The sequence below is a fragment of the Gloeocapsopsis sp. IPPAS B-1203 genome (assembly GCF_002749975.1).
Taxonomy (GTDB): Bacteria; Cyanobacteriota; Cyanobacteriia; order Cyanobacteriales; family Chroococcidiopsidaceae; genus Gloeocapsopsis.
Genome location: NZ_PEIG01000006.1, coordinates 98,629 through 123,382, shown reverse-complemented (window position 1 = coordinate 123,382; position 24,754 = coordinate 98,629). Strand labels below are relative to the sequence as shown.

Sequence of the window (24,754 nt, the reverse complement as noted above, 5' to 3'; positions counted from 1 at the left end):
TAAGAGAGTTATGAATGTTGAGTTATGAGTTATGAGTTATAAAACTTTCTTCAATTCAAAATGTGCTAAGGCACCGCTACGCTAACAAAACGTGCTAACGCACCGCTACGCTAACAAATCTCTATTACCTACACTCCCACACTCCTACTCTTTTACTCTCTCACTAGCCACTCTCTTCCGACTTAACCACCCTGTTAACATTGCCAGCGCAAAGATTCCCAACATGGCGACAATGAGTAAGATTCTACCGCCTTCAAAAACACCTGCACCAAGCGCGACGATTGGCGGCGTAGAAATGGCGATACCAAGAATCAGCGCTAGTATAAAACTACGCCATTTCATTTGCGTGAGTCCGACAGCATAAGCAACAAAGTCAAATAACCCTGTCATCAAAAATCCCGTTACGAGAAAAATATTGCGTTCGAGATACTTTTGACTGAGTGAATCAACTCTACTCATAAACCTTTGCCCGACAAACTTTTGCACCAAACTACGTCCATAGCGTTTAGCAATGTAAAAATTGAGGTTACACGCAATCAAATCAGCGATCGCAATCACCACAATTCCCTGAACAAAACCAAACAGCACTCCTGATAAAATCGAGTAAGCTGTGCTTGGTAGTGCTGGAATTACAACGCTGACCATCCGCAAAGATATCACTGCCAAAGGTGCCCAAACACCAAGCTGATCGACATTTGTTCTAATTTGTTCAATGCCAACGCGATTGACAAACCAGATGCCTACAGCAACAAGTAAGATAATCAAACTCAGTTGAACGATTTTAATAATATTGCGCTTCATCATTAGTTCTTTTGAGCGTCTCTAGATATTTGCTCCATCTCCGTAAACTGAAATATAATTAGTCTGCGGAGGCAGACTTCGTTTGTGTAGCCACGAATTCTATTCGTTAGGGCGTAGTTATGATTTAAAGGTTAAATAACATATCGCAAATAATGCAACGTTGAGCAACAGTAATTACGTGATTAGACAAGCGATCGCCCACGATGCAAATGCTTTGGCGAAGCTATCTCATCAGTTAGGTTATCCTACAACTGCGAATGCCGTACTACATCGTCTGGCACAAATGCACTCAGCAAATCATGCTGTTTATGTCGCAGAAATTCCTCACATTGGTGTAGTTGGTTGGATTCACGCGCACCTGTGTCTACTTCTCCAAACAAACTTACATGCCGAAATTGGTGGTTTGGTTGTTGATGAAAACTATCGTGAAAGTGGTATTGGTCGGCAATTGTTGTTACAAATGGAACAGTGGGCAAGTCAGCAAGGTTGCGAAAGTGTGTATCTTCGCTCGAATATTATCCGCAAGCAGGCACACGTTTTCTATGAAAAGATGGGCTACAGCTACATTAAAACTTCTCTCGCCTTTGAAAAGCATCTTTAAAGCTTTGGCGATCGCCTACCATTTAAACATCGTTCCGTTACGTTTCAATTAAATTTGATGCAAGTTACATCTCCAGACTCAGTTTTTTTAGGTTTTCATGCTTTATCTGATGCCATCCGAATTAACGTTATTGAACTATTACGCGATCGCGAGTTGTGCGTTTGCGAATTGTGCGATGCTTTAGGCGTGACGCAATCAAAACTGTCTTTCCACCTCAAGACATTAAAAGAAGCGGGTTTAGTGCGATCGCGTCAAGAAGGACGTTGGATCTACTACAGCTTAAATTTACAGCAATTTGTCGCTTTAGAGCAATATTTAGCCGAATTTCGGCGTTTTAGTGCTATTATGCCGAGTCGTTCGTGTCCAGATTAGTTTGAACAATTTCAAGATTGATTTACGTTGTGTAAAATCTTTTTACTTGACAAATCAATTTTTTTTGAAATGATAGAGGTATCCCATTAACACTTGCCATTTAGGTGAGGACAATGAACGTTACGCTCAAAGAATTGGCGATTGCGCTACGCGCAGCACCCAAAGCGATCGCGCTTGGGACGTTGGCGTTAACTGCTAGTTGCACAACGACACCCAACTCCTCAACACAAACACAAACGCAACAATCACCACAGCTAACCGCAGCAACAAACACCGCAGATACATCAGTCAGAGTTGATGGCTCGAGTACGGTTTATCCAATTACACAAGCTGTGGCAAAAGAGTTTCAATCAACTCAAGGTAATCAAGCGCAAATTTCTGTTGATTTTTCAGGAACAAGCGGCGGTTTTGAAAAGTTTTGTGCAGGAGAAATAGACGTTGCTGGGGCTTCGCGTCCCATTTTAACCGCAGAGATGGAAGCTTGTAATAAAAATTCTGTCAGATACATTGAGCTTCCTGTCGCCTTTGACGCACTAACAGTAGCTGTACATCCACAGAATAACTGGGCGCAAGACATTACTGTTGCTGAGTTAAAAAGAATGTGGGAACCAGCAGCAGAAGGTAAGATTACTCGCTGGAACCAAGTAAGATCTTCATGGCCTGATCGCCCATTTAAATTGTATGGTGCAGGTAGACAATCGGGTACATTTGATTACTTTACTGAGGCGGTAGTAGGAGAAACAAGAGCTAGCCGCAACGACTATGTAGCAAGTGAAGACGATAATGTTTTAGTAGAAGGAATCAGCAAAGATCCTGATGCTTTAGGTTACTTTGGTTTTTCGTACTTAGAAGAAAATCAAAACAAATTAAAAGCTTTAGCAGTCGATAACGGCGCAGGCGCGGTGATACCTTCGCGCCAAACTGTAGAAAACAACGAATATCAACCACTGTCGCGTCCTTTATTCATCTACGTTAATGCACAGTACGCGCAGAAGAAACCTGCAGTCAAAGATTTTGTGAATTTCTACAACAAGCAAGCCCCAACGCTAGTGAGTTCAGTAGGTTATGTCCCCTTACCTGAAGAAGCGTATGACTTAAATGAGAGACATTTCTACACCGGAAAAGTCGGAACAGTATTTGAGGGAGAAGCAGAACTCAACATCACAATTAGCGAATTATTACGTAGACAAGCAAAGTTTTAGTTACTCAAGGTAATGGGTAATGGGTAATGGGTCATAAATATTATTTTCAGTTGAGATTTCTATCTTTTTCCTTCGTGGTTCGTTCAAACAATGAGTACAAAGAATCCTCAAGCAAATCGAGTAGCAGTTAAAGCTGGTAGCAATCTCAGTTTTTTTGAAAAATACCTTACTGTTTGGGTGTTCTTGTGTATTTTTGCAGGAATTTTACTCGGTAGGTTATTTCCTGGGGTTGCGGTTGCGTTAGATGCAATGAGTATCTATCAAGTGTCAATTCCGATCGCGATATGTCTCTTTTTCATGATGTATCCGATTATGGTAAAAATTGACTTTACTCAAGCAAAAAATGCCATCCGTGCCCCAAAACCTGTCATTCTAACTTTAGTGGTGAACTGGTTGATAAAACCATTTACAATGGTAGCGTTTGCCCAGTTTTTCTTAGGTTGGTTATTTCGTAACTTCCTCACAGGTACAGAACTGATTCGCGGCGTTGAAGTTACCTTAGCAAATTCTTACATTGCTGGAACAATTTTGTTAGGAATTGCCCCATGTACAGCCATGGTGTTGATGTGGGGATACTTATCTTACAGCAATCAGGGACATACCCTAGTCATGGTAGCGGTAAATTCGCTGGCAATGTTGTTTTTATACGCACCTTTAGGGCGATGGTTACTTGCAGCAAATGATTTGACTGTACCTTGGCAAACAATTGTTTTATCGGTATTGATTTACGTAGGCTTACCTTTGATTGCAGGAATGTACAGCCGCTACTGGATTTTTAAACATAAAGGTAGAGAGTGGTTTGAGCGTAGGTTTCTCAAATATTTGAGTCCGATTGCAATTACTGCATTACTCGTTACTTTGGTATTGCTATTTTCCTTCAAAGGCGATCTCATTGTTAGTAATCCCCTGCACATCTTACTCATTGCAGTTCCGCTATTTATTCAGACAAACTTCATTTTCTTAATTACGTATGTTGCCGCACTGAAAATGAAATTGTCATACGAAGATGCTGCACCAGCGGCGCTAATTGGTGCGAGTAATCACTTTGAAGTGGCGATCGCCACAGCAGTTACCCTTTTTGGTTTAAATTCAGGTGCAGCCCTTGCTACAGTAGTCGGTGTTTTAATCGAAGTACCTGTGATGTTGATGTTGGTTGAAGTATGTAAGCGAACCGCAGCATGGTTTCCTAGAGAACTCGAAAAAGCAACTTTAAGAGATCCTCGTTGTGTTAGTGCTTACAAGTAATAAGTCTGAAGAGATGACATTTAATCACAAACCACGCATTTTGTTTTTGTATGGTTCTTTACGCGAACGTTCTTACAGTCGTCTGTTAGCAGAAGAAGCTGCAAGAATCATTGAGGAATTTGGTGCAGAAGTGCGGTTTTTCGATCCGCGTGAGTTACCTGTTCATAGCAGCGTACCCGATACACATCATAAGGTACAGGAACTGCGAGAATTAAGTTTATGGTCAGAAGGACAAGTTTGGTCGAGTCCTGAAATGCACGGTAATATCACCGGCATTATGAAAAATCAAATTGATTGGATTCCTCTAAGTTTAGGTGCAGTTAGACCAACGCAGGGTAGAACGCTAGCTGTAATGCAAGTGAGTGGTGGTTCGCAGTCATTTAATGCTGTGAATACACTGCGAATTTTAGGGCGATGGATGCGGATGTTTACAATTCCGAATCAGTCTTCGGTTGCAAAAGCGTATCAAGAGTTTAATGACGACGGGACAATGAAGGATTCGCCCTATCGCGATCGCGTCATCGACGTGATGGAAGAACTCTATAAATTCACGCTACTACTGCGCGACAAAATAGATTATCTCACCGATAGATACAGCGAACGCAAAGAAAAAGCGGCAAAAGAAGTTATCCAGATAGCCAATAGTGCTTTAGAAGTCAAAACGAACAACCAGTAAAACAATGAAAAAAGTCATGTTCGTGTGCAAAAAAAACTCGCGCCGTTCCCAAATGGCAGAAGGCTTTGCACGTACAATCGGAGAAGGTAAAATTGCTGTTACAAGTTCTGGCTTAGAAGCGAGTGCAGTCGATCCCACCACAGTAGAAGTCATGTCAGAAGTTGGTATTGATATTAGCAATCAGACATCCAAACCTTTAAGCGATTTCAATCCAGAAGACTACAATGCAGTCATTTCCTTGTGTGGCTGTGGTGTTAACTTACCCGAAGCATGGGTATTGCGTGAAGTCTTTCAAGATTGGCAACTCGACGATCCTGAAGGCGAATCAGTAGATAAATTTCGTGAAGTGCGCGAACAAGTTAAAGAAAGAGTTGAAAAGCTTATAGCATCGCTTTCTTCGTAAATATATATAAATCCAGCAACCAGAAAATAGAGTAGTGATTTAGCAATTTCCATAGCACCTTGTTTAGGATCAATGTAGTTCTGTGCAAGAGTAATGAATTGCTATAACTTTAACTGGTTTGACTGGTTCTGTTTGTGGTATCCCCCAGGGTGGTTAATTTTATTCAATCGCCACTGGCAACATTATCACGCCGATCCTGATGGCTGGAATTGGCTAGAGTATATTCTGTTTCTCATTCCTTGCGGCTTTTATTTGGCATTGTTTATCCGTTGGTTACGCCTAGGTTGTCGTTTCCCTAGAAATCAACAACAATTGTTCGATCCTAAATATCAGCAAGCATTTCGTAATGAAATTCTCAATCCAATAGTTAAATTCTACTTTCGCGCCGACCTAAAACAAATAGAGAATTTACCAGATCCACCGTTGCTTATAGTAATGAACCATGCGGGAATGTGCTTTCCGTGGGATTTTTTGGTACTCGGTTATCTCTTATCAGAAGCACGCGATTGGACTGTACAACCACTTGCAGGTGTAGCATTATTCGATCACCCTTGGATGAGGTGGTGGCTACCCTCTGGATGGGCACAAGTTTTAGGTGGAGTCAAAGCAGAACGCGACGAGTTTGAAGCAGCATTAGCACAAGAAACAGTTTTATTATACGCGCCTGAAGGCTTACGCGGTCCAATGAAAGGATGGCATAAAAGATATCAATTAGAAACGTTTGATTCAAGTTTTATTCAATTGAGCGATCGCTACAATATCCCGATCCTTCCAGTCGTTTGTCTTGGTAATGAATATCTACATCCTTGGGCAATCAATTTTAAAACTTTAGCTAAAAAAATTTATCTTCCTTTTTTACCACTTTCCCCTTTAATAGCGCTATTTGCACTTTTTCCTTCAATGGGTGTTTGGGCGATGCGATCGCGCTTGTGCTACTTCATTCAACCTGTGTATAAAACTGAGCTGAAAGTAGATGGTAATTCAAAAAGGCGACGTGCTTATCAAGAAGCACAATCGCTACGTAACAAAATGCAAAACTTAATCAATTAACTACTACAATAAATTTCTGAGCGCTGATGAATTTGCTTGAAATAGAAATATTTACAGAGTGACTGACATTAAAATCCATATCAATGATTTACAAAGAAGTAATTTTTTCAGAATTTACGGAAGAAATTACTACTTATATGTATCCATGTCCACCTCAAGATATTTCAGAAACAGAAGCTTTTATTAGTGACTCCATCGGTGAAATGGTAGATGGTTGGGGTTTGGGACTTGTTATTTTGAAAAGAGACTCCCAAGAGTTTTTAGGTTGTGCTGGACTTCATTGTATAAACCGGAAAAATCCAGAATTAGGAATTTGGCTCAAAAAAACAGCACACGGTAATAAATATGGATTAGAGGCAGTTACAGCTATTAAAGACTGGGCTGATAAAAACTTAGAGTACAAATATTTACGTTATCCAGTTGACAAAGCAAATATTGCTAGTAGAAAGATTGCTGAAGCATTGGGAGGAAAGATTATCGATGAATACTACAAAACAAATATGAGTGGCAAGACTCTAAATGTAGTAGAGTATAGAATTCCTAAAGCCCAAAAAAAGGAAAATTCAAGGAAATTAAACTGGATTCAGTATTGAAATGAATTTACTTGATCTAGAGATAGTGACAAACAGATTATTCTTAAAACCTATCTCAATGGAATACAAAGAAGTTATTTTTTCAGAGTTCACTGAAGAAATAACTACATATCTGCGTCCGCAATCACCGAAAGAAATATCAGAAACAGAGACATTTATTGAAGAAGGAATTACTCACTTAAAAACTGGCAGTGATCTAAGGTTTGTCATCTTAAATAAGGTAACACAAGAATTTTTAGGTTGTGCTGGAATGCATGGCATACACGATATTGAGCAGCAACAACCTGAATTAGGAATTTGGCTAAAAAAAGCAGCACATGGTAATAAATACGGACTAGAAGCGATTGCAGCCATCAAAAATTGGGTTGATGCTAATTTAAAATATGAATATCTTATTTATCCTGTTGATCGCAGAAACGTTGCTAGTCGAAAAATTCCAGAGGCTTTAGGAGGTCAAATTAGTAGAGCATACGAACATAAAAAAATGAATGGAAATATCCTTCATCTATTAGAATACAGAATTTATCCAAACACAAAACAAGTAAGTGGGTAAAAATAAACATAACTCTCTATTACCAATTACCAATTACCAATTACCCAACATCTCCAAAACGATAACCCTTACCATAAACAGTATGAATTAATGGTGTTTCTCCTGGGGCTTCTACTTTACGACGCAACAAACGAATTAAAGCAGCTAACACATTACTACTCGGTGGTTCGCCATCACCCCATAAATGTTGTTGAATTTGTGTATGCGTTAGCAAATGCCCAGTATTACGCATAAAGTATTCGAGTAGTTGACTTTCTTTTTCTGATAATTCAATCATTCGTTCTTGACGATACGCTAGCTGATTCTCACAATCAAGTTCTAAATCAGCAACTTGTAGTTTCTGAGATGTCGATGTTGTCGCTTCAGCACCCGATCGCCGCAACAAAGCCCGAACTCTTGCAAGTAACTCGCGTAATTCAAATGGTTTAACGAGATAATCATCTGCACCTGCATCTAAACCTTGAACGCGATCGTCTATAGTATCTTTAGCCGTGAGAAAAAGTACAGGTGTTGTCTGTCCTTTACGTCGCACCTCCTGACAAATTTCTAAACCAGTTCTAAACGGCAGCATCCAGTCTAAAATTAAGAGGTCATAGCTTTTTTGTGCCGCTAATTCACTACCAGTTGCGCCATCATAAGCAGCGTCAACGCTATAGCCTTCGCGGCTAAGAACGCGACTTAAAGGATCGGTAAGTTCAACTTCGTCGTCAACTAAAAGAATTCGCATAGTGAGGGGTGAGGGGTGAGGGTATAGAATTTGTGTTAGTTTTAGTAACTCCTCATTTTGATTTTTATGCTTACTGTGGCATTGCCGAAAGGCGCTCTTTTGAAAGATAGCATTAGCTTATTGCAATCTGTAGGATTAGATTTTAGTGCCTTTTTGGATTCTGCTAATCGCCAACTGCAAATTCAAGATCCGACAGGAAAAGCCCAAGCATTACTCGTACGAACGCATGATGTTCCTGTGTATGTAGAATACGGTCAAGCCCAGTTGGGAATTGCAGGTTACGACGTAATACGAGAAAAGAAACCTCAAGTTGCACATCTAATCGATTTAGGATACGGTCGCTGTCGGATGTCAGTCGCAGTGAAAGCTTCGAGTCCATATCGTTCGGCGGTAGAATTACCAACCAATAGTCGAGTTGCGTCTAAATTTGTGCATTGTGCGCGGGAATACTTTGATAGTATTGATTTACCTGTCGAAATTGTGCCTTTATACGGTTCAGTAGAATTAGGACCAATAACAGGAATGTCCGAGGCGATCGTTGATTTAGTTTCTACTGGGCGGACTTTGCGCGAGAATGGCTTAATTGAGATTGAAATACTTTACGAAAGCACCGCACGATTAATTGCTCATCCATTAAGTTATCGGTTAAATACTGATAATTTGAGTGAAGTCATAGAAAAGCTCCGGTGTACAACTTTAGCTGCAATTTAACTTCAAATAAATAACGTTCGACGGCTTGTCTTTATACATAAATTTTGCATCAAGCTAGAATACCCCCATGCGTCTAAAGTTTGATTCATAAATCGATATGGAAAAGCAAACGATTGATTTTGATGCTGATCCAGTGGCTAGCACAGAATATGATGCTCGCGCGCGCAAGGCACTTCCTGGTTACGAAGAAATGCATACAATGGCATTGTCATTTCTAAAATTGCATTTACCTGAAACCGCAAATTTATTGATTGTCGGTGCTGGTACTGGAATGGAGTTGGTAAAGCTTGGGAAGAGTAACTCGCAGTGGCAATTGCTAGGTGTCGATCCATCGAATAACATGTTGGCGATCGCTCAACAAAAAATCACTCAAAACGACTTATCGAATCGTGTCAAGCTGTTTCAAGGCTACACCCACGATTTACCCAAAACTCCCCTTTATGACGCCGCGACGTGTATTTTAGTGATGCATTTTCTGCCTGATGATGGTAGCAAACTCGCGTTACTTCAAAGTATTGCCCAACGACTCAAATCATCAGCTGCATTTGTTTTAGTAGATATGTTTGGCGAAAAAGGTTCAGGCGAATTTGAGAAAACGGCTGCTATTATTAAAATCTTCTGGGAAGATATGGGAATGTCTTCAGAACAAATAAATGAGATTTTGGAAAGGATTAATACAATGGTTTATCCTATTGCAGAATCACGCACAATCGAATTGTTACAGCAAGCAGGTTTTGGTAATATTACTAGATTTTATACCGGACTTTGGATTGGTGGTTGGCTAGCGACTATAATCTAATTTTTCTCTATGGCTTGCTGCGAAAAGGGATGGATGTGTTGTCCATCCCCTCAAGATTAGTTAAGACTTTAACTCTTGCGCCTATTCCAAGGACCCCAAATGGCAAAGGTAATTCCAGGTCTATAAATGTTAAGGAACATTGTTTGACCATTCGGTGAAAAACAGGCTCCAGCAAACTCGGAGGTGTTGAAAGCATTCCGCGCAAAAGAGTAGATCTGCCCTTGAGAAGTCACCCCTCTCACAAATTGCTCTCCTTCACCATCTTCGCAGAGGAACAGATCGTTAAAAGGAGAAACGACAATGTTGTCAGGAAAATCTAGCACTTCTTGACTAGGTGATTCGACAAACAGTTCAATGGTGCCTCCATCTTGAGCAGTAGCACCAGGTATATAACGCCAGACTTGACCAACTCCAGCAAGACCACCATTAGTGCAGGTAAAGTACACTTCATTGTTGCCGAACCAAGCACCTTCCCCTCGAGTGAACTGAGCAGCCCCTTTAGTAAAGCCTTCAACTCTAACAGTATCAGCAGCAGGATCGGGGTCTTCAATCCGGACCCAATCGACTGCAAACTTTTGACCGACAGGAAATCCTACTCTAGTAATGGCTTGAGGTCGTCCCTGAATTCGCAGAGCTTCGAGGACTCCATTTGTCAAGTTACCAGGCTGCGTAGGAATAAAACGGTAGAATAAACCATCTCCTCTATCTTCGGTTTCATAAACAATTCCGGTTCGAGGATCGATGGCAACGGCTTCGTGGTTAAAGCGACCCATAGCAACTAAGGGTTCTGGATTCACGATTCCCTGTGCGAGAGAGGGAACCTCAAAGTTATAGCCGTGACGTTTCGTCACATTATTGGCATTTCCTGGTCGATTTGTTTCTGGAGTTGAGGTATTTTCTTCACAGCTAATCCAAGAATTCCACGGAGTTACTCCACCCGCACAGTTGCGATATGTCCCAGCTAAGGAAGCATAATCTCGAATTAACTTGCGATTTGCTCCGACAATTAAAGTTGTCGTTCCTCCTTTATTCGTAGGATCGTATTTGAGGTTATCAGGAGCTTCAACACCAGTAGAGTCACCAGGACTATGCTCGTGATTCCTTACGAGAATTGTCGTATTATTAGGTCCAGGAAAGGCAGCCATACCATCATGGCGATCCGGCACCAGTCTGCCATCACTCATTGTGTCGCCAACTCGCGAAAAGGCACGGTATTGAAACCCACGAGGAAGATCGAGTAGACCATTGGGGTCTGAAATTAAGGAACCATATCCTTCAGCAAGAATTGTTTGACCATTAGCAACACGGGCGTAAAGCATCTGTAAAGGAGATGCAAGAACAGTTCCAGCAGTAGTGGTTCCTGCTAAGGTTAAAAAACGACGGCGTGAAAAAGACAAGGGTTCTGCTCTCTTTATGTCAACTATCGACGGTAGCAGTTTACTCAACACCGACTAAATGTAGCGAAAGATACGGTTAAGCTTAGATTAAAATTATTTCTAAGTATGAAAAATTAAATGAAAGAAATATTAAGATTTTAGAAGCTCTTACCCACTCTTTAGTCAAAAAAGAAATAATTTGCTTGTTTTCCCTGTATTTTAGGCTGGCATTTAAGTATGACTGAAATAGTAGCAAAAGAGTGAAGTTCAATTAGTAACTTAACTAAAAATGATGAGTGTTTAGTACTTTTGTAATTGTAGGGTTTCCTGCTCAGGCATGGTGACTTAGCATGTGCTAGCGCTAAACTCGATAAGCGTGCCTTGTGCTTCAAAGATTAGTTTATTAGGTTTTAGCATGACTAGTTCAGCGCCACTTTCGCAGCCAGTGACACATCGTCGCCGCGAAAACGACTGGCGATTATTCTTACGGTTAGTTCCTTATGGACGTCGTCACGGGCGGTTGTTAATAATATCTATGTTGCTGCTTGTTCCCGTAGCGATCGCTGGCGCAGTGCAACCTTTGATTATTGGACAAGCAATTTCTCTGATTCGTCAAGAACCAAATGTGTATGAGTTTTTGCGGAATCGTCCTTTATCGGAAGGATTAGTACTACTAGAAGTTCTGTTACTAATCGCAATCATTGTCCGGCTGCTCTTCACTGGCGTTCAAGGATACTTAGTTCAAAAAGTTGGACAACAAATTACTGCTGATATCCGCAACGACTTATTTGAACACGTTACTTCACTTGCAGTGCGGTTTTTTGACCGTACTGCTGTAGGTAAGCTGATTACTCGCTTGACAAGCGATGTCGAAGCCCTAGGTGATGTTTTTACCACTGGTGCGATCGGGATTATCAGCGATATTTTCTCAATGCTGGTAATTTTAATTACCATGTTCACTTTGCAGTGGCAACTTGCTTTGATGCTGACGTTAATGCTGTTTCCGGTGACAGGAGTAATTATTTATTTTCAGCAACAGTACCGCAAAGCAAACTATAAAGCTAGAGAAGAACTTTCGGTGCTAAATTCCACATTACAAGAGAATATTACTGGTATCAATGTAGTGCAGTTATTTCGGCGAGAGAAATTCAACGCGCAACTATTTCGTACGACCAACAGACAATATGTGCGTGAAGTTGATAAAACCATCTTTCACGACTCAGCCGTGTCTGCAACATTAGAATGGGTTGCATTAGTTGCGATCGCTGCTGTCCTGTGGTTAGGTGGCTTTTTTGTCCTACGCGAACAGTTGACTTTTGGTACGCTATCTGCATTTATTCTCTTTGCGCAACGTCTATTTGACCCCCTAAGACAATTTGCCGAAAAATTTACAGCGATTCAAGCAGGCTTCACTGCTGTAGAACGTGTCAGTGATATTCTTGATGAGCCGATTGAAATTCGCGATCCAGAACACAACAATCAAAACAACATCTCTCACTCCTCACTCCTCGCTCCTCACCCCTCAATTGGAGAAATTCGCTTTGAACACGTTTGGTTTGCTTACAAAGATGATGATTACATCATCAAAGATTTAAACTTTGTCATTCATCCTGGGGAAAAAGTTGCTTTAGTCGGTCCCACGGGTGCAGGCAAAAGTTCTATTATCAGACTATTGTGCCGCTTGTATGAACCAAGTCGTGGGCGGATTTTAGTTGATGGTATTGATGTTCGCGATCTACCACAGGCAGAACTCAGAAGTCGCATGGCAGTGATTCTGCAAGAAGGCTTTTTGTTCGCAGGAGATGTCAAAAGTAACATCACATTAGGTGATTCCTACTCCTTTGAAGAAATTACCACGGCTGCACAGCAAACGAACATCGATCAATTTATTGAACAATTACCCCAAAGCTACAATACTCAACTTAGAGAACGTGGCACCAATCTTTCGAGTGGTCAAAAACAACTTCTCGCTTTTGCCCGTGCAGCAATTCGCGATCCTCATATTCTTGTATTAGACGAGGCAACGGCTAATTTAGATGTTGGCACCGAAGCTTTAATTCAAGATGCCTTGGATCAGTTACTCGTAGAGCGCACAGCAATTATTATTGCCCACCGCTTGTCAACTATCCGCAACGTGAATCGTATTTTTGTTCTTAAACGCGGTCAACTTGTTGAATCAGGCACTCACGAGGAATTACTACAGCAAGGCGGTTTATATGCCAGTCTGCACAATCTACAGATGTTAGGAGCTGAGTAAAAACATTATTCAGGACATTTATGGGGGACAGGCATTTATGCCATAAAAGAAAGTGGCTATTTCAAACGAAATAACCACCATTTTTAACTAAGTTGAAAACTACCACAACAACTTAAATAAATGTACTCTTACCATCCTTGCGGCGAATACCGATGACTGATGGACGAGGTGGACCCTGACGTTTACCTTCAATATTGCTAGGCCAATTGCTACCACGCGGTACAGTACGTTTTTGCTTAAAGAGCGTACCATCTAAGTTGAGCATTTCAATATCTCGGCTCAAAGTAACTTGCGGAGTGAAGGGGCAATCTTCACCAGGATGCTGTACAGCAAGAATCAAAGTGTCATTGCCAACAAATGTTGGCCCTGTCATCTCACAGCGCGGTGGACCATAAGCAAATGGTACGATTTCTCCAGCATCAGAACCACTTGTAGGAATGAAGAATAACCAATTGTTACCGAATACACCAATAAGGTTTGAAGTTTCTACATTTTTGTTGGAATCAATAACACTAGGTGATTCCGAACCTACAACCGTATGTTCTATATCCAACGGCGTACCCGCAGCACCAACATTAAAACCATTGTGTGCTGAGGTGGACATATCTGTCACGCCCCAAATATTACCTTGGGGATCGAATGCTAAGTTATCTACGTTAGCAAAGCCATCACCAGGTTCTGACGCTGCTTCTCCACCTTTAACAAATCGTTCCCAGCGGAAAGTCGTGCCAGTACTATCTGCGCTATCTTCTATAATTTTGAAGAGTTCTCCCGAAGGTTGCGCAGCAGTTATCGCTTCACTGTACTTAGAAACGACAAAAATCCGCGAATCAGGATAACCGTCACTTCCTGCTGCACCATCAGTGTAAGCAATGAAGACTTCTCTCGGATTGCGGGGATTAACTTCCAAGTCTTCGGGGCGTGCTGTGGGAGTTCCGCCTACTAAGTTAGCTGCAGGGAAAGCATCCACAAGGACTGCACCTTGACTAGTGTAGAAATCGGATAACTTTTTGCCTTTGTAAGGTGGAAGTGCGGTAGCTTCGTTAGCGATTGTGACATCAAATCCACCACCATCTACTTCTTGACCTGTGCTGATCCGGCTAGGTAACTTGATTAAACCGTCTCTTGATGCTGTACCTAAAGCTGCCAATTCAACAGAGGCTAAAACCGACGGTGCAATTGGATTAGTTGCAGTATTTAAGACTAATGGAATCCATTCACCTGTTCCCTCAGCTTTGTTAGGATCAGAAGGAGGATTGTATTTGGCAACGTATAAAGTTCCTCCTTCAAATAACACACTGTTATCTTTGCGGTTATTACCGTCAACCGGATTAACAACTGTGCCTTTGCTAACAAACTTCCAGGTGTGACCGCCGCGGCGATCGTCACCCATGTAACCGATTAGCTTTTTACCAACTTCTGCGCGGAAGGCAATGTTCTCATGACGGAAGCGACCGAGGGCAGTGTGTTTGCGGGGACGGAAATTAGGATTGTAGGGATCGATTTCTACCATCCAACCATATTTTTCCCCAACTAAGCCAAACTCAATACCTGTAGTACCTTCGGTATATTCTAGCTGGGTACCATCAGGTTTTACTGCTTCGGTGACGCTAACAAAGAAGGTTGAATTTCCTTGAAAGTTCTCCTCAGCAGACAGAATCGTATTCCAAGGAGTCGTACCGCCAGAACAATTATAAGCGGTTCCAATAATCTTATTACCTAAGCCATCGGCACTCAGATTAAACACCTCTTTAGCAGCAGATCCAGTCCCCATTAGATAGTTGTTATCTCCTTTTTGGTGACTGGAGTTACCCCAAGATGTGACATTTTTGTACTGGTCGCTACGTTGGCTATTGATTGCTAAGCCGGAAAGACCATGAATGCGGCGATTGTTAGGATCGCTAACTACCTGATAACGTCCGTTGTTATCTTTTGCAATCCGCACAATAGATCCACCGACGTTGTAGAGGAATTCGCCTAAAAGTGCGCGGTTTTTCTCCGAAGCTTTGAATCCAACGACAGCAGGAAAAGCCTCAGGAAACTGTGATGTATCGGTGACATCTTCTGGTGTACCTGGTGCAAAAGCACTCATTGGGTAGCCAACGTATTCATGGTTGACCCAAAGATAGCCATCGTTGAGGTTGCCCTTGATAGGAACAAACGAAGTATAGTCGCAGTTGAAGCCGAAGTAATCGTTTTTGTTAGGGAAAACGCGATCGCCCCAGCGCACAATCACATACCGCTCGTACTCCGGCGGTACAATAACATCGTCAAGAACAGTGTAAGTTGTTAATTTAACATCTGATGCTGGCTGTAATATATTTCCTTTGGCAATTCCTGTTGGTAAATAACTTACTTGGTTTTGATATATCGGTAAAGGATGCGGCAGACGTACAGGAGTAAAGCTCAAAGGTACAGTAGTCTGGGCATAAGTAGACCCATTACCTAATAATCTCTCCCCTAAGACAGGTGCTAATACAGCAGTACCAGCACTGGCTCCAAAGAACACAAGTAGCTGTCTGCGAGTAAGCTTAGACATGAATCTCCTCTTCTTGTCAGAATAGCTACAATAGCCAAATAGCCACTTATAAGCTTGCACAGTGCGTACTAAGCTCAAACTTTTAATAGTTTTTACAAAAGCTTATACCGTAGCTCGGCATTGTAAACTCACATTGTTACAGCTAACTACAATACCTATATAAGATTAAGGTTAGTTAATGCCTTAGTTAATACTATCTATTTGTTGTTTGAATACTTAATTACAGTACCCTAATAACAAAAAATGACAATCTTACTTAACTCAATAGTTGGCGGTCTTCAGTATTAACGAAAGAGTAGTGCCTATGTTAACTAGCCTTTTCTATGATCTAATGTGTAAACCAAGTTAAACAAAATAAGTATTTAGGATTAGATATCAAGAATCTTAACCACTCTAACTTGACAATTAACTTATCCAATTGATATGGATAGGCAGTTCTGGGTGCATAGGAGATATTAATTCTCGTCAGGCGTCAGCTATTTTCCTAATTAAAAACACAGCAATTTTGTTTAATAACTAGAATTATCGTCTGTTGTCTAGTTAGAAAAAGTCTAGACTACTTAATATTAATGACATTAATGTAGAAAATTAATTTGTTATGCTACTAATCTTCTGATATAACTAATTAGCTGAAGTATTTTGTAGACGAAGTAGCTCATTTTTAACTCTTCGTTCTAGATTAGCATCACTTTGCAAATTTACAGTAATTGCATTGAAGCGATCAATAGGCAATCCATTACTTTCTACTATTTGTCTAGAACGCTTACAGAAGTCTACTGCAATATTCCTTGCATTCGTGGGAAGAGAACTAAAGCTTCGAGGTTGGTTACAGATAATCGACGGAACGTTGTCTGAAGCAATAATTCTCTTAATCTCGTTAAATGCTGTTTGACGCACTGGTTCCATAACTAACACAGAACGAGCATATTGTGTCACCTCTGCGTTGCTAACAGCTTGTGCATAAGCAACAGAAGAAAATTCCAATAGTCGCGCTCCCACTAAATTAGGTACCCATCCAGAAAGCACACTTGCACTACTTAAAGTGGCGATAATTAGCGATCGCGATAGCATTTGGCTTAAGCGACTAGAGCTGTAGACTTTATACCAATAAGATATCATACAACGAGAGACAACATACAGTACTTAGGGTAACAATTGTTTTGAAGTAGTTTATCACTCAGAAGTTCCAGAAATAGAATTATTCTCGAGTCAATAGCTATAAAGGAATGCTGATATTAGGAAACTTATTCTCCTTCAATCTCCGTATTTACCCCTAACATTTCTGACCTTCTTTTGAGATGCTCCATTCTACCGATTTTTTTACTGACAATTAAATAACACTTCCTTTTACTGGCTTTAGCAAAAAATTTGGCAAAGTTCCATAATTTTTGTTTGTAGCACCAAAACTTCCTCAAATCCTTGTTTAAGGCTGACTTCGAGTTCAAGCAATATTGGCAATGTAGAAACAAGTTGTTGCACAGAAATCCTCTTTACTTCTTGTTGAAGGAAGTAAACGCGCTTGGGATTTGCAATTTCAGCAGCTTGGGCTATTGCTGCATTATCATGCTTTGCCTCACTCATTAGCTTAACCCACAACCAGGTACGAAATTGCCCTATTAAAGTTGCAGTAATGCGTAAAGCCGGTTCATTTTGGTTGATTAGCTGTGTGACTAACTCCAGTGCCGAATCCGAGTTTCCGTCTTTAATTGCGGTGGCAAGGTGCAAGCTGTTGTGAGTAGTATTGCTAACTAAGGCAGCTACAGCTACTACATCTATAGGTTGTGTGTCAGAACTTTTAAAAGTCCGTAATTTCTCTAGTTCGTTATACATTTGTCGTGTATTGTTGCCGACAGCTTCTACTAGCATCTGGGTGCTTTGTGCGGTGAGTTTCATGTCTAGTTCTTGAGCTGCTTGTTGTACTCTGTGGATGAGTTGCTCAGTTTTCCACGGTGGAATGAGAGAAAATTCTTGAAGTTCACCCAACTTTTGGAGTAACTGAGTAGACTTGAGACGTCCATCAGGTTTGTTACGGCAACTAAAGAGTAAAATTGAGTGATCCGGAATAATCGGTAGCGATCGTTGTAATTGTGCTAATAAGTCTGAAGAACACTGCTGAAATATTGTGGGATCGACAAGCCAGACAAAACGACTTCCAGCACCAAAAGGAGGCGTCATAGCTTGAGTTAGTCCTTGGAGAACAACTTCTGGTTGAGAAGCCGGAAGTGCAGTATAGTTAAAACTAAGCCATTGGGAATCAACGAAGCGATCGCGCAGGCGAAGAATTGCTTTTTGCATCGCGAAATCATCTTCACCCCAGTAAACGTATATTGGCATAGGAATTACTTGTGCAGCGCAAACAAAGCGAAGGTATAGGATTAGTCCATCCAATTATGGAGCAAAGCTTTGCAGTCATTGATCGCGAAATCGGCGCACACAACTTGAGTTTTGCAGAATATGCGATTGTCCGGCGTGTCATTCACACTACTGCTGACTTTGAATTTAAACATCTTGTTTCTTTTAGTCCAAATGCAATTGCCGCCGGAATAACGGCGCTGCGGTGTGGTGTTCCGATTGTGACTGATGTCAGCATGGTGAAACAAGGTATTGCGGGGTTGGTAACAAAAACCTTTAATAATCCACTCATCAGTGCTGTTGAACAAGCGAGTATTGCGTTACCAGGAAAAACTCGTACAGAAACAGGGTTACTGCAATGTTTGCAAAAATACCCTGACGCCATTTATGTTATTGGTAATGCTCCCACCGCTTTACTTGCTTTGTGCAATCGCATCACGACTGATTCTATTTTACCTGCGTTGGTTATCGGTGCTCCCGTAGGCTTTATTTCAGTGTTGGAATCGAAAGCAGCATTAGCCCAAACACCAGTTGAGCAAATTCGCGTTGAAAGTCGTAAAGGTGGATCGTCTGTCGCCGCAGCAATTCTTAATGCCTTAATAATGTTAGCGCTAGAGAATTAGGAAGCAGAATAATTCATGAGTGTGGTTCATGTTGTCGGAATTGGTTTGGATGGAAAAGTAGGGCTGAGTCAGAAAGTACAGCAGATTATTGCACAGGCGACGTTGTTGATTGGAAGCGATCGCCATTTAAGCTATTTTCCCCAGCATCCCGCTCAAAAACAAGTACTTGGCGATTTCACCTCAGCGATTGAATGCATTCGGCAGCAAGTAACTAGTGATGTTGTTATTTTAGTCACAGGCGATCCCCTGTTTTTTGGTTTGGGGCGATTACTACTAGCTGAATTTCCGCCAGAAAAACTTGTCTTTCACCCACATTTAAGTTCAGTACAGTTAGCATTCAATGCAATTAAGGTTTCTTGGCATGATGCCAAAGTTATTAGCGTTCACGGACGCTCGTTAACAGAATTAATTCCAGTATTGCAGCAAGGCATTGAGAAAATCGCCATTTTAACAGATGATATTAATCATCCTGGTGCGATCGCTTGTCTGTTGCAATCATTAGACTTACCTAGTGAGTATCAGTTGTGGGTGTGTGAAAATTTAGGTAGCAAGCAAGAACGAGTTCAATCTTGGTCACTCGAACAAGTCCAGTTAGAAACGTTTGCACCTCTCAATATTGTTATTTTACTGCGTCAAAGTGAACTCAATAACTTAGACTTAGCAACACTACCACAATTAGGTTTACCTGATCGTGTTTTCCTGAGTTTTAGCGATCGCCCAGGATTAATGACAAAGCGCGAAGTCCGCGTATTAGTTTTAGGAGAATTGGCGCTACAACCTGGACAAATTGTGTGGGATATTGGTGCAGGTACAGGTTCAGTCGCAATTGAAATTGCCCGTTTATTTCCTACATCTCGCATCTATGCAGTCGAAAAAACAACAGCAGGTGCAACTCTTATTCAAAAAAACTGCGATCGCTTGCAAGTCAAAAACATTGTTACGGTTCATGGTAGCGCCCCAGAAGTTCTATCCCAACTTCCAACACCAGATCGCGTGTTTATTGGTGGTAGTGGCGGTAATTTAGTTTCCATTTTGGAAGCTTTACCCGTTTCTCCTCAAGCTATTGTTGTCTTGGCTCTAGCAACTGTAGAACATCTTACTATTGCTTTAGATTGGCTAAAACATCAACAATGGCATTATCAAATGTTACAAGTACAACTATCGCGATCTGTACCAATCGGGAACTTAACGCGGTTTACACCCCTCAATCCTGTGACAGTTTTGAGTGCCGTAGTAGAGGTCAGAGGTCAGCGTTAAAAGCTAATTACCAACTCAAAACTCAAAACTAATCACTCTTCTTCAACTCAAAACTCAAAACTCAAAACTCAAAACTAACATCCCTCCAGTTGCGAGTAAGAGGAAAATTCCTAGTATTCCAGCTAGTGGTTTGCCATATTTACCTGTCACCCATTCGGGGGCATTTCCGGTGTAAGTTAATATCCCCGCCGTGTCGATAGATGCGATCGCCCAAACCCAACCACTGTGTAATCCCCAAGCTAATCCCAAACTTCCATCATCGACGAGTCGTGCTAGCACAAGAACAAGTCCCATCAACCATAATCCGAAAAGTTGCGGTACTGTTTCGCGTTGTTCCCACACAAGATGCAGTACTGCAAAAATCACGCTAGAAATGATCGCAGCGATCGCAAGTGTGTAATCTTGCTGTAATTGGGTTAAGACAAAACCACGAAAAATTAACTCTTCTGTTGCACTTACCCATAGCGCTAAAACTAATGTAGGTAGCACGACACTTGTGATTTGCTGGGCAGATATTTTTTGCCATTTCACCCAACCCAAAATTGTTTGAATTGCGAATAAAATAGTTAGGCTTAGCACTGCGATCGCTAAACCTACACTCAAAGAGCGAAGAATGGCAAAATTCCAAACTAAGCCATAATCTCGGAAACTGCTATTTGTTATTAAGCTAGCTATCCAAAGAATAATAGGAGCAAGTAGATACAGAGAGCCTAATAAGGGAAGTTTCTGCGCTGGTTCTAAAGTTCCAATTTGCCAACCACGGGCGATCAACAGCAGAATTGCTATTGGCAACCAACACCCAGCCCAAGTAAGAAAAAAACTTATTACTTGTAGCAATGACACTGGGGTAGCTGCCAAATTTATTAGCAAACTATATGCTGCATAGTTAAAACCGATCAAAACTGCTGTCAAATTGCCAGATTTTGTTGATTGAATAATAAAAAGGTCAGACTAAAAGCTGACTTCCGATATCAAGGAATCAACCTTAATCCTTTTTTGGAAAAAATTATTCTTCATCTTCATCCGCGTCTTCATCCTGGTTAGCACTTTTATCACTATCTAGCTGAATCAAGTGAATGTGCTTGTATCCTAATTTAATTTCAAATTCATCTCCAGGTTTGAGTCCCATTGCTTCGGTATAGGTTGCACCTATAACAATTTGACCATTTTTGTGAACACTAACACGATAGGTTGGTTCGCGACCGCGTCCATCTTTTGGTCCTTCTGGACTGAGGGGAATTCCCCTAGCTGCTAATAATGCATCATAAAAATCAGTGAGATTAACGCGAGTCTGTTTATTCTTAGTTACTGTGTAATAACCACAGCGCTTTGCTCTTTCTCGTCGTGGTAAGTCAGATAATTCTTTTACCTTTTGCAGTAATGCTTTTCCCGTTAACGGTGCAGTTGCAGTTTCTGTCATCGCACTTCTAAATCCTTACGTTCTCCAAGTTGCTTTCAATGTCTTTTACAACATTGACATTATAAAAAATATATCCTCTTATCTCTACTTTTTAGCAAAATAATCTGGGAATATTTACATCTTATCTCTTGTTAATTTATATTTGCAATTTTTTTTAAATGATAAAGTATCAAAGCAAGAGGACATTTCATTTGTCGTCTCCAGATATTTTTATCCTGCCAGCGATGAAACTATATGTTGTCCTTCTGAAAATATCAACCTAAAGATCTCTTAAATTAACTCTTTTGCTTTATGCGAAGCGTCTATGTTAATAAACAACCGGTAGCAGTTTATTGATTTATGCGATTACTCAATCCTAGCTAAGATATTATGTCAAGCTAGGACACATAATTCTTAAGACATATTTTTTGTAACATTTGCTGTTTATCTTCGACAAATCATTAATCATAACCCTGCTGAAGTAGTAGAAAGGCTAGCATAACTAAAGTTCCTCAATGTTTCTTAAACTAGAAGCAACACCCAAATTACCTGCCAAACGCAAAAGTGCAACAACAATAGCAATAGCTGAGGAAATAATAGTCTTAGTGAGTAAATATCAGCAAGATTATTAGACTCATCGGTATCCATATAGAAAAGTGTAAGGCTTTGTAAGAATGCAAGTTATTTTTAAAGTTATTCGGCAAAAAGAAAATTCTCCAGTGCAAGCTCAGACGTATCATTTAGAGGTTGAACCAAGTAAGACCATTCTGGATTGTCTCAATCAAATTAAATGGGAGCAAGATGGTAGTTTAGCGTTTCGGAAGAATTGTCGCAATACTATCTGCGGTAGCTGTGCGATGCGCATTAACGGACGTTCAGCTTTGGCGTGCAAGGAAAATGTTGACTCCGAAGTTCAAAGACTACAAAATACTGGTGTTGAGTCTCCAGTTCCAGAAATTATTCTTGCTCCTCTAGGAAATATGCCAGTTATTAAAGACCTGGTAGTAGATATGAGTAGTTTCTGGAACCATTTAGAGGCTGTAGAACCTTATGTAAGTAGCAGCGCCAGAAAAATACCAGAACGAGAATTTTTACAAACACCACAAGAGCGATCGCGTCTCGATCAAACTGGTAATTGTATTATGTGCGGTGCTTGCTATTCAGAATGTAACGCGCGAGAAATTAATCCAGATTTTGTTGGTCCTCATGCTCTTGCCAAAGCTTATCGCATGGTAGCAGATTCTCGCGATACTCAAACTGAAGCACGTTTGGAAAATTATAATATTGGAACTCAAGGTGTCTGGGGTTGTACGCGCTGTTTGTATTGCAACAGTGTGTGCCCGATGGATGTTGCACCCTTGGATCAAATTAGCAAAATCAAACAAGAAATCTTGGCTGATCAGGAAGTACCAGATAGTATTCCCATTCGCCATCGTAAGGGATTAATTGAACTTGTAAAACAGGGTGGCTGGATTAATGAACCAAAGTTTGTTTTTCAGGTAGTCGGTGATTACTTACGCGATCTCAGAGGTTTACTACGAATTGGACCACTGGGCTTAAGAATGCTGATTCGGGGTAAATTTCCGATTCATTTTGAACCCTCAACAGGTACCGAAGAAGTGCGATCGCTCATTGAGTCAGTGCAACGAAAGAAGGGTGAGGAGTGAGAATCCACTGACCTCAAAAATCATTTTCACAATTGGAATGATGCTATGGTTGCTCGTCAGAATTCCTCACCAGCGAAAACAAAAGCAGAACACAATTATTGATGACTGAATAAGCACTCAGGAAAAGGTGGTGCGCTTTCTGTTATTAGTTGGGATACTATTTCTTCCTTTAATTTATGTTCTATCACCTTGGTTAAATTTCGCGAACTACCATCTACCAATCTGAGCAAATGAATTAGGCAAGCGTTTCCTCGCCCAATCTTACTGAGGAATCGAAACATTAATTGGTTGTCCAGAGCGGTCGTATACTAAAATATCCCATTGTCCGTTGATACTTGATTCAAAAGCAATTCTACTGCCATCAGCGCTAATTGTAGGGTTGCGAACTTCAGCTTGTAAGTTCTTTGTTAAGTTCCGTAATTGCCTTGTGTCTCGATCGTACAAAAAAATTCCAGATCTCCCTTGGCGATTGCTAGAAAAGACAATATACTGACCATTTTCTGATACTGCAGGACTCGATGCGATCGCATCAAATGAATTTAGTCCTGGTAAGTCAACTAAGCTACGGCTGACCCTATCAAATAAGTAGATATCTTGACGCCCCAAGCGATCAGAACTAAACACAATATATTTCCCAGAAACACGCGGAGTCATTTCAGCAGCAGGGCTGTTGAGACTTTTTCCTCCTGAATCTGAGGGGAAGCTTAATAAACGGGCGGAGCTTCCATAACTACCTAATACTATTAAGATAGATGTTAGCGTTAAGACTATTGCCAAGAAAATAATGAAGCGTTTCACAAGTTAGTAGTTAGTTGCTAGTGGCTAGTGACTGGAGAGTGGGAGCGTGGGAGTGATGTAATTGCTATTGTTCCCTTATACCCGCCTACCCGCCTACTCTACTACCCTCTGCCCTGATTTTTACTCATTAACGGGAACACCATCGGGAATATCTAACTCAATGTTAGAACCTCGGTCTAGCACTTCAATATCCCACTGACCGTGAAGGCTACTTTCAAATACGACATAACGACCATCAGGACTGATACTAGGATTACGAACCCATCCTTGATACCACTGATTTAATATCTGTGGGCGTTGCGTAACGCGGTCATAAAGGACTAAGTCTGGTTTACCGCGATCATTGACAATACAGACTATGTAGCGTCCTGTATAGCTAATGCTAGGGCTTTGAGCGATCGCGTCTGGACGATTTTGTAAGCGTGGTATGGGCAGAAACACCTGCTCTTGCAAGTCATATAAGAAGAGATTACGACTGCTATCGCGGTTAGAGATAAATGCTACGTAGCGACCATTGCCACTTAATGCTGGTTGTTCGTCAGTATAACGGCTGTTTAGACTGCCAGGACTGCTCATTAAGCGATCGCTAGGACTGCAAGCCATCACAAAAACCAACAACCCCAAGCTTAGACAAAGAAACCAATGCTGGAGCCACCATTTCGCTAAAAGTTTTTTCACCTCAGATTTGCTTTTATGCCCCTATCCAAGCTGACACATTCAGAATTTTAGTACTTTTGGGACATAAGACCTACA

At 41.0% G+C, this 24,754-nt stretch carries 25 protein-coding genes; 15 read left to right on the top strand and 10 right to left on the bottom strand.

Annotation, left to right across the window (positions count from 1 at the left end; all coding sequences use genetic code 11):
- Positions 1–144: 144 nt before the first annotated feature.
- Positions 145–804 carry a TVP38/TMEM64 family protein gene (locus CSQ79_RS12400; RefSeq protein WP_099701491.1) on the bottom strand — a complete coding sequence of 220 codons (660 nt, stop codon included), beginning with the start codon at positions 802–804 and terminating at the stop codon, positions 145–147.
- 157 nt (positions 805–961) lie between these two features.
- On the opposite strand from CSQ79_RS12400, the gene CSQ79_RS12395 reads away from it, so the two are divergent.
- From CSQ79_RS12395 to CSQ79_RS12355, 9 genes are all read left to right on the top strand, one after another.
- Positions 962–1,402: a GNAT family N-acetyltransferase gene (locus CSQ79_RS12395; protein WP_289501080.1), complete on the top strand. Its 441-nt coding sequence runs from the start codon at positions 962–964 to the stop codon at positions 1,400–1,402.
- A 57-nt stretch (positions 1,403–1,459) separates the two neighbouring features.
- Positions 1,460–1,774, top strand: a complete 315-nt coding sequence (locus CSQ79_RS12390; protein ID WP_099701490.1) for an ArsR/SmtB family transcription factor — start codon at positions 1,460–1,462, stop codon at positions 1,772–1,774.
- Between the two features lie 113 nt (positions 1,775–1,887).
- Positions 1,888–2,976, top strand: coding sequence for a PstS family phosphate ABC transporter substrate-binding protein (locus CSQ79_RS12385; protein WP_099701489.1), 1,089 nt, complete (start codon positions 1,888–1,890; stop codon positions 2,974–2,976).
- A gap of 90 nt (positions 2,977–3,066) precedes the next feature.
- Entirely contained in the window at positions 3,067–4,221 is a 1,155-nt protein-coding gene (gene arsB, locus CSQ79_RS12380; protein ID WP_099701488.1) for an ACR3 family arsenite efflux transporter, read from the top strand.
- Between the two features lie 13 nt (positions 4,222–4,234).
- Positions 4,235–4,897 carry an arsenical resistance protein ArsH gene (arsH, locus tag CSQ79_RS12375; RefSeq protein WP_099701487.1) on the top strand — a complete coding sequence of 221 codons (663 nt, stop codon included), beginning with the start codon at positions 4,235–4,237 and terminating at the stop codon, positions 4,895–4,897.
- Between the two features lie 4 nt (positions 4,898–4,901).
- Positions 4,902–5,300 (top strand): arsenate reductase, glutathione/glutaredoxin type, encoded by a 399-nt coding sequence (arsC, locus tag CSQ79_RS12370; protein WP_289501079.1) that lies wholly within the window; start codon positions 4,902–4,904, stop codon positions 5,298–5,300.
- A gap of 93 nt (positions 5,301–5,393) precedes the next feature.
- Positions 5,394–6,350 carry a 1-acyl-sn-glycerol-3-phosphate acyltransferase gene (locus CSQ79_RS12365; protein ID WP_099701486.1) on the top strand — a complete coding sequence of 319 codons (957 nt, stop codon included), beginning with the start codon at positions 5,394–5,396 and terminating at the stop codon, positions 6,348–6,350.
- Between the two features lie 83 nt (positions 6,351–6,433).
- A complete protein-coding gene (locus CSQ79_RS12360) occupies positions 6,434–6,943 on the top strand; it encodes a GNAT family N-acetyltransferase (protein ID WP_289501078.1) in 510 nt (169 codons plus the stop codon).
- Position 6,944: 1 nt separating this feature from the next.
- Positions 6,945–7,496 carry a GNAT family N-acetyltransferase gene (locus CSQ79_RS12355; RefSeq protein WP_099701485.1) on the top strand — a complete coding sequence of 184 codons (552 nt, stop codon included), beginning with the start codon at positions 6,945–6,947 and terminating at the stop codon, positions 7,494–7,496.
- A 40-nt stretch (positions 7,497–7,536) separates the two neighbouring features.
- Here CSQ79_RS12355 and rppA read toward each other — a convergent pair whose 3' ends face one another.
- The gene (rppA, locus tag CSQ79_RS12350) at positions 7,537–8,223 is read right to left on the bottom strand and encodes a two-component system response regulator RppA (protein WP_099701484.1); all 687 of its coding nucleotides are present in this window, start codon (positions 8,221–8,223) and stop codon (positions 7,537–7,539) included.
- A 66-nt stretch (positions 8,224–8,289) separates the two neighbouring features.
- On the opposite strand from rppA, the gene hisG reads away from it, so the two are divergent.
- Positions 8,290–8,934, top strand: a complete 645-nt coding sequence (gene hisG, locus CSQ79_RS12345) for an ATP phosphoribosyltransferase (RefSeq protein WP_099701483.1) — start codon at positions 8,290–8,292, stop codon at positions 8,932–8,934.
- A 97-nt stretch (positions 8,935–9,031) separates the two neighbouring features.
- Positions 9,032–9,733, top strand: a complete 702-nt coding sequence (locus CSQ79_RS12340) for a class I SAM-dependent methyltransferase (protein WP_099701482.1) — start codon at positions 9,032–9,034, stop codon at positions 9,731–9,733.
- A gap of 68 nt (positions 9,734–9,801) precedes the next feature.
- Here CSQ79_RS12340 and CSQ79_RS12335 read toward each other — a convergent pair whose 3' ends face one another.
- Positions 9,802–11,130 (bottom strand): alkaline phosphatase PhoX, encoded by a 1,329-nt coding sequence (locus tag CSQ79_RS12335; protein WP_099701481.1) that lies wholly within the window; start codon positions 11,128–11,130, stop codon positions 9,802–9,804.
- A gap of 394 nt (positions 11,131–11,524) precedes the next feature.
- Here CSQ79_RS12335 and CSQ79_RS12330 point away from each other — a divergent pair, with 394 nt between their 5' ends.
- Positions 11,525–13,366 (top strand): ABC transporter ATP-binding protein, encoded by a 1,842-nt coding sequence (locus CSQ79_RS12330; RefSeq protein WP_099701724.1) that lies wholly within the window; start codon positions 11,525–11,527, stop codon positions 13,364–13,366.
- Positions 13,367–13,478: 112 nt separating this feature from the next.
- On the opposite strand, the gene CSQ79_RS12325 is transcribed toward CSQ79_RS12330, so the two are convergent.
- The 3 genes from CSQ79_RS12325 to holA form a co-directional block, all read right to left on the bottom strand.
- Positions 13,479–15,905, bottom strand: a complete 2,427-nt coding sequence (locus CSQ79_RS12325; RefSeq protein WP_099701480.1) for a PhoX family protein — start codon at positions 15,903–15,905, stop codon at positions 13,479–13,481.
- 621 nt (positions 15,906–16,526) lie between these two features.
- On the bottom strand, positions 16,527–17,024 hold the full coding sequence (locus CSQ79_RS12320) for a DUF4168 domain-containing protein (protein ID WP_099701479.1): 498 nt from the start codon (positions 17,022–17,024) through the stop codon (positions 16,527–16,529).
- Between the two features lie 237 nt (positions 17,025–17,261).
- Positions 17,262–18,239 (bottom strand): DNA polymerase III subunit delta, encoded by a 978-nt coding sequence (gene holA / locus CSQ79_RS12315; RefSeq protein WP_099701478.1) that lies wholly within the window; start codon positions 18,237–18,239, stop codon positions 17,262–17,264.
- A gap of 11 nt (positions 18,240–18,250) precedes the next feature.
- Between holA and CSQ79_RS12310 the strand changes: the two genes are divergently transcribed.
- Entirely contained in the window at positions 18,251–18,880 is a 630-nt protein-coding gene (locus tag CSQ79_RS12310) for a cobalt-precorrin-8X methylmutase (protein WP_289501077.1), read from the top strand.
- A 15-nt stretch (positions 18,881–18,895) separates the two neighbouring features.
- Positions 18,896–20,137 (top strand): precorrin-6y C5,15-methyltransferase (decarboxylating) subunit CbiE, encoded by a 1,242-nt coding sequence (gene cbiE, locus CSQ79_RS12305; RefSeq protein WP_099701477.1) that lies wholly within the window; start codon positions 18,896–18,898, stop codon positions 20,135–20,137.
- 54 nt (positions 20,138–20,191) lie between these two features.
- Here the strand turns inward: cbiE and CSQ79_RS12300 are convergent, their stop codons facing one another.
- Positions 20,192–20,980, bottom strand: a complete 789-nt coding sequence (locus CSQ79_RS12300; RefSeq protein ID WP_099701722.1) for a CPBP family intramembrane glutamic endopeptidase — start codon at positions 20,978–20,980, stop codon at positions 20,192–20,194.
- Positions 20,981–21,143: 163 nt separating this feature from the next.
- Positions 21,144–21,557: an AbrB family transcriptional regulator gene (locus CSQ79_RS12295; RefSeq protein WP_099701476.1), complete on the bottom strand. Its 414-nt coding sequence runs from the start codon at positions 21,555–21,557 to the stop codon at positions 21,144–21,146.
- A gap of 653 nt (positions 21,558–22,210) precedes the next feature.
- Between CSQ79_RS12295 and CSQ79_RS12290 the strand changes: the two genes are divergently transcribed.
- Positions 22,211–23,203, top strand: a complete 993-nt coding sequence (locus CSQ79_RS12290) for a succinate dehydrogenase/fumarate reductase iron-sulfur subunit (RefSeq protein WP_099701475.1) — start codon at positions 22,211–22,213, stop codon at positions 23,201–23,203.
- Positions 23,204–23,464: 261 nt separating this feature from the next.
- Here the strand turns inward: CSQ79_RS12290 and CSQ79_RS12280 are convergent, their stop codons facing one another.
- Together CSQ79_RS12280 and CSQ79_RS12275 are read right to left on the bottom strand one after the other, a co-directional pair.
- Complete coding sequence (locus CSQ79_RS12280; RefSeq protein WP_099701474.1) at positions 23,465–24,001, bottom strand: TolB family protein; 537 nt, start codon at positions 23,999–24,001, stop codon at positions 23,465–23,467.
- Between the two features lie 120 nt (positions 24,002–24,121).
- Entirely contained in the window at positions 24,122–24,679 is a 558-nt protein-coding gene (locus tag CSQ79_RS12275) for a TolB family protein (protein WP_099701473.1), read from the bottom strand.
- Positions 24,680–24,754 lie beyond the last annotated feature (75 nt).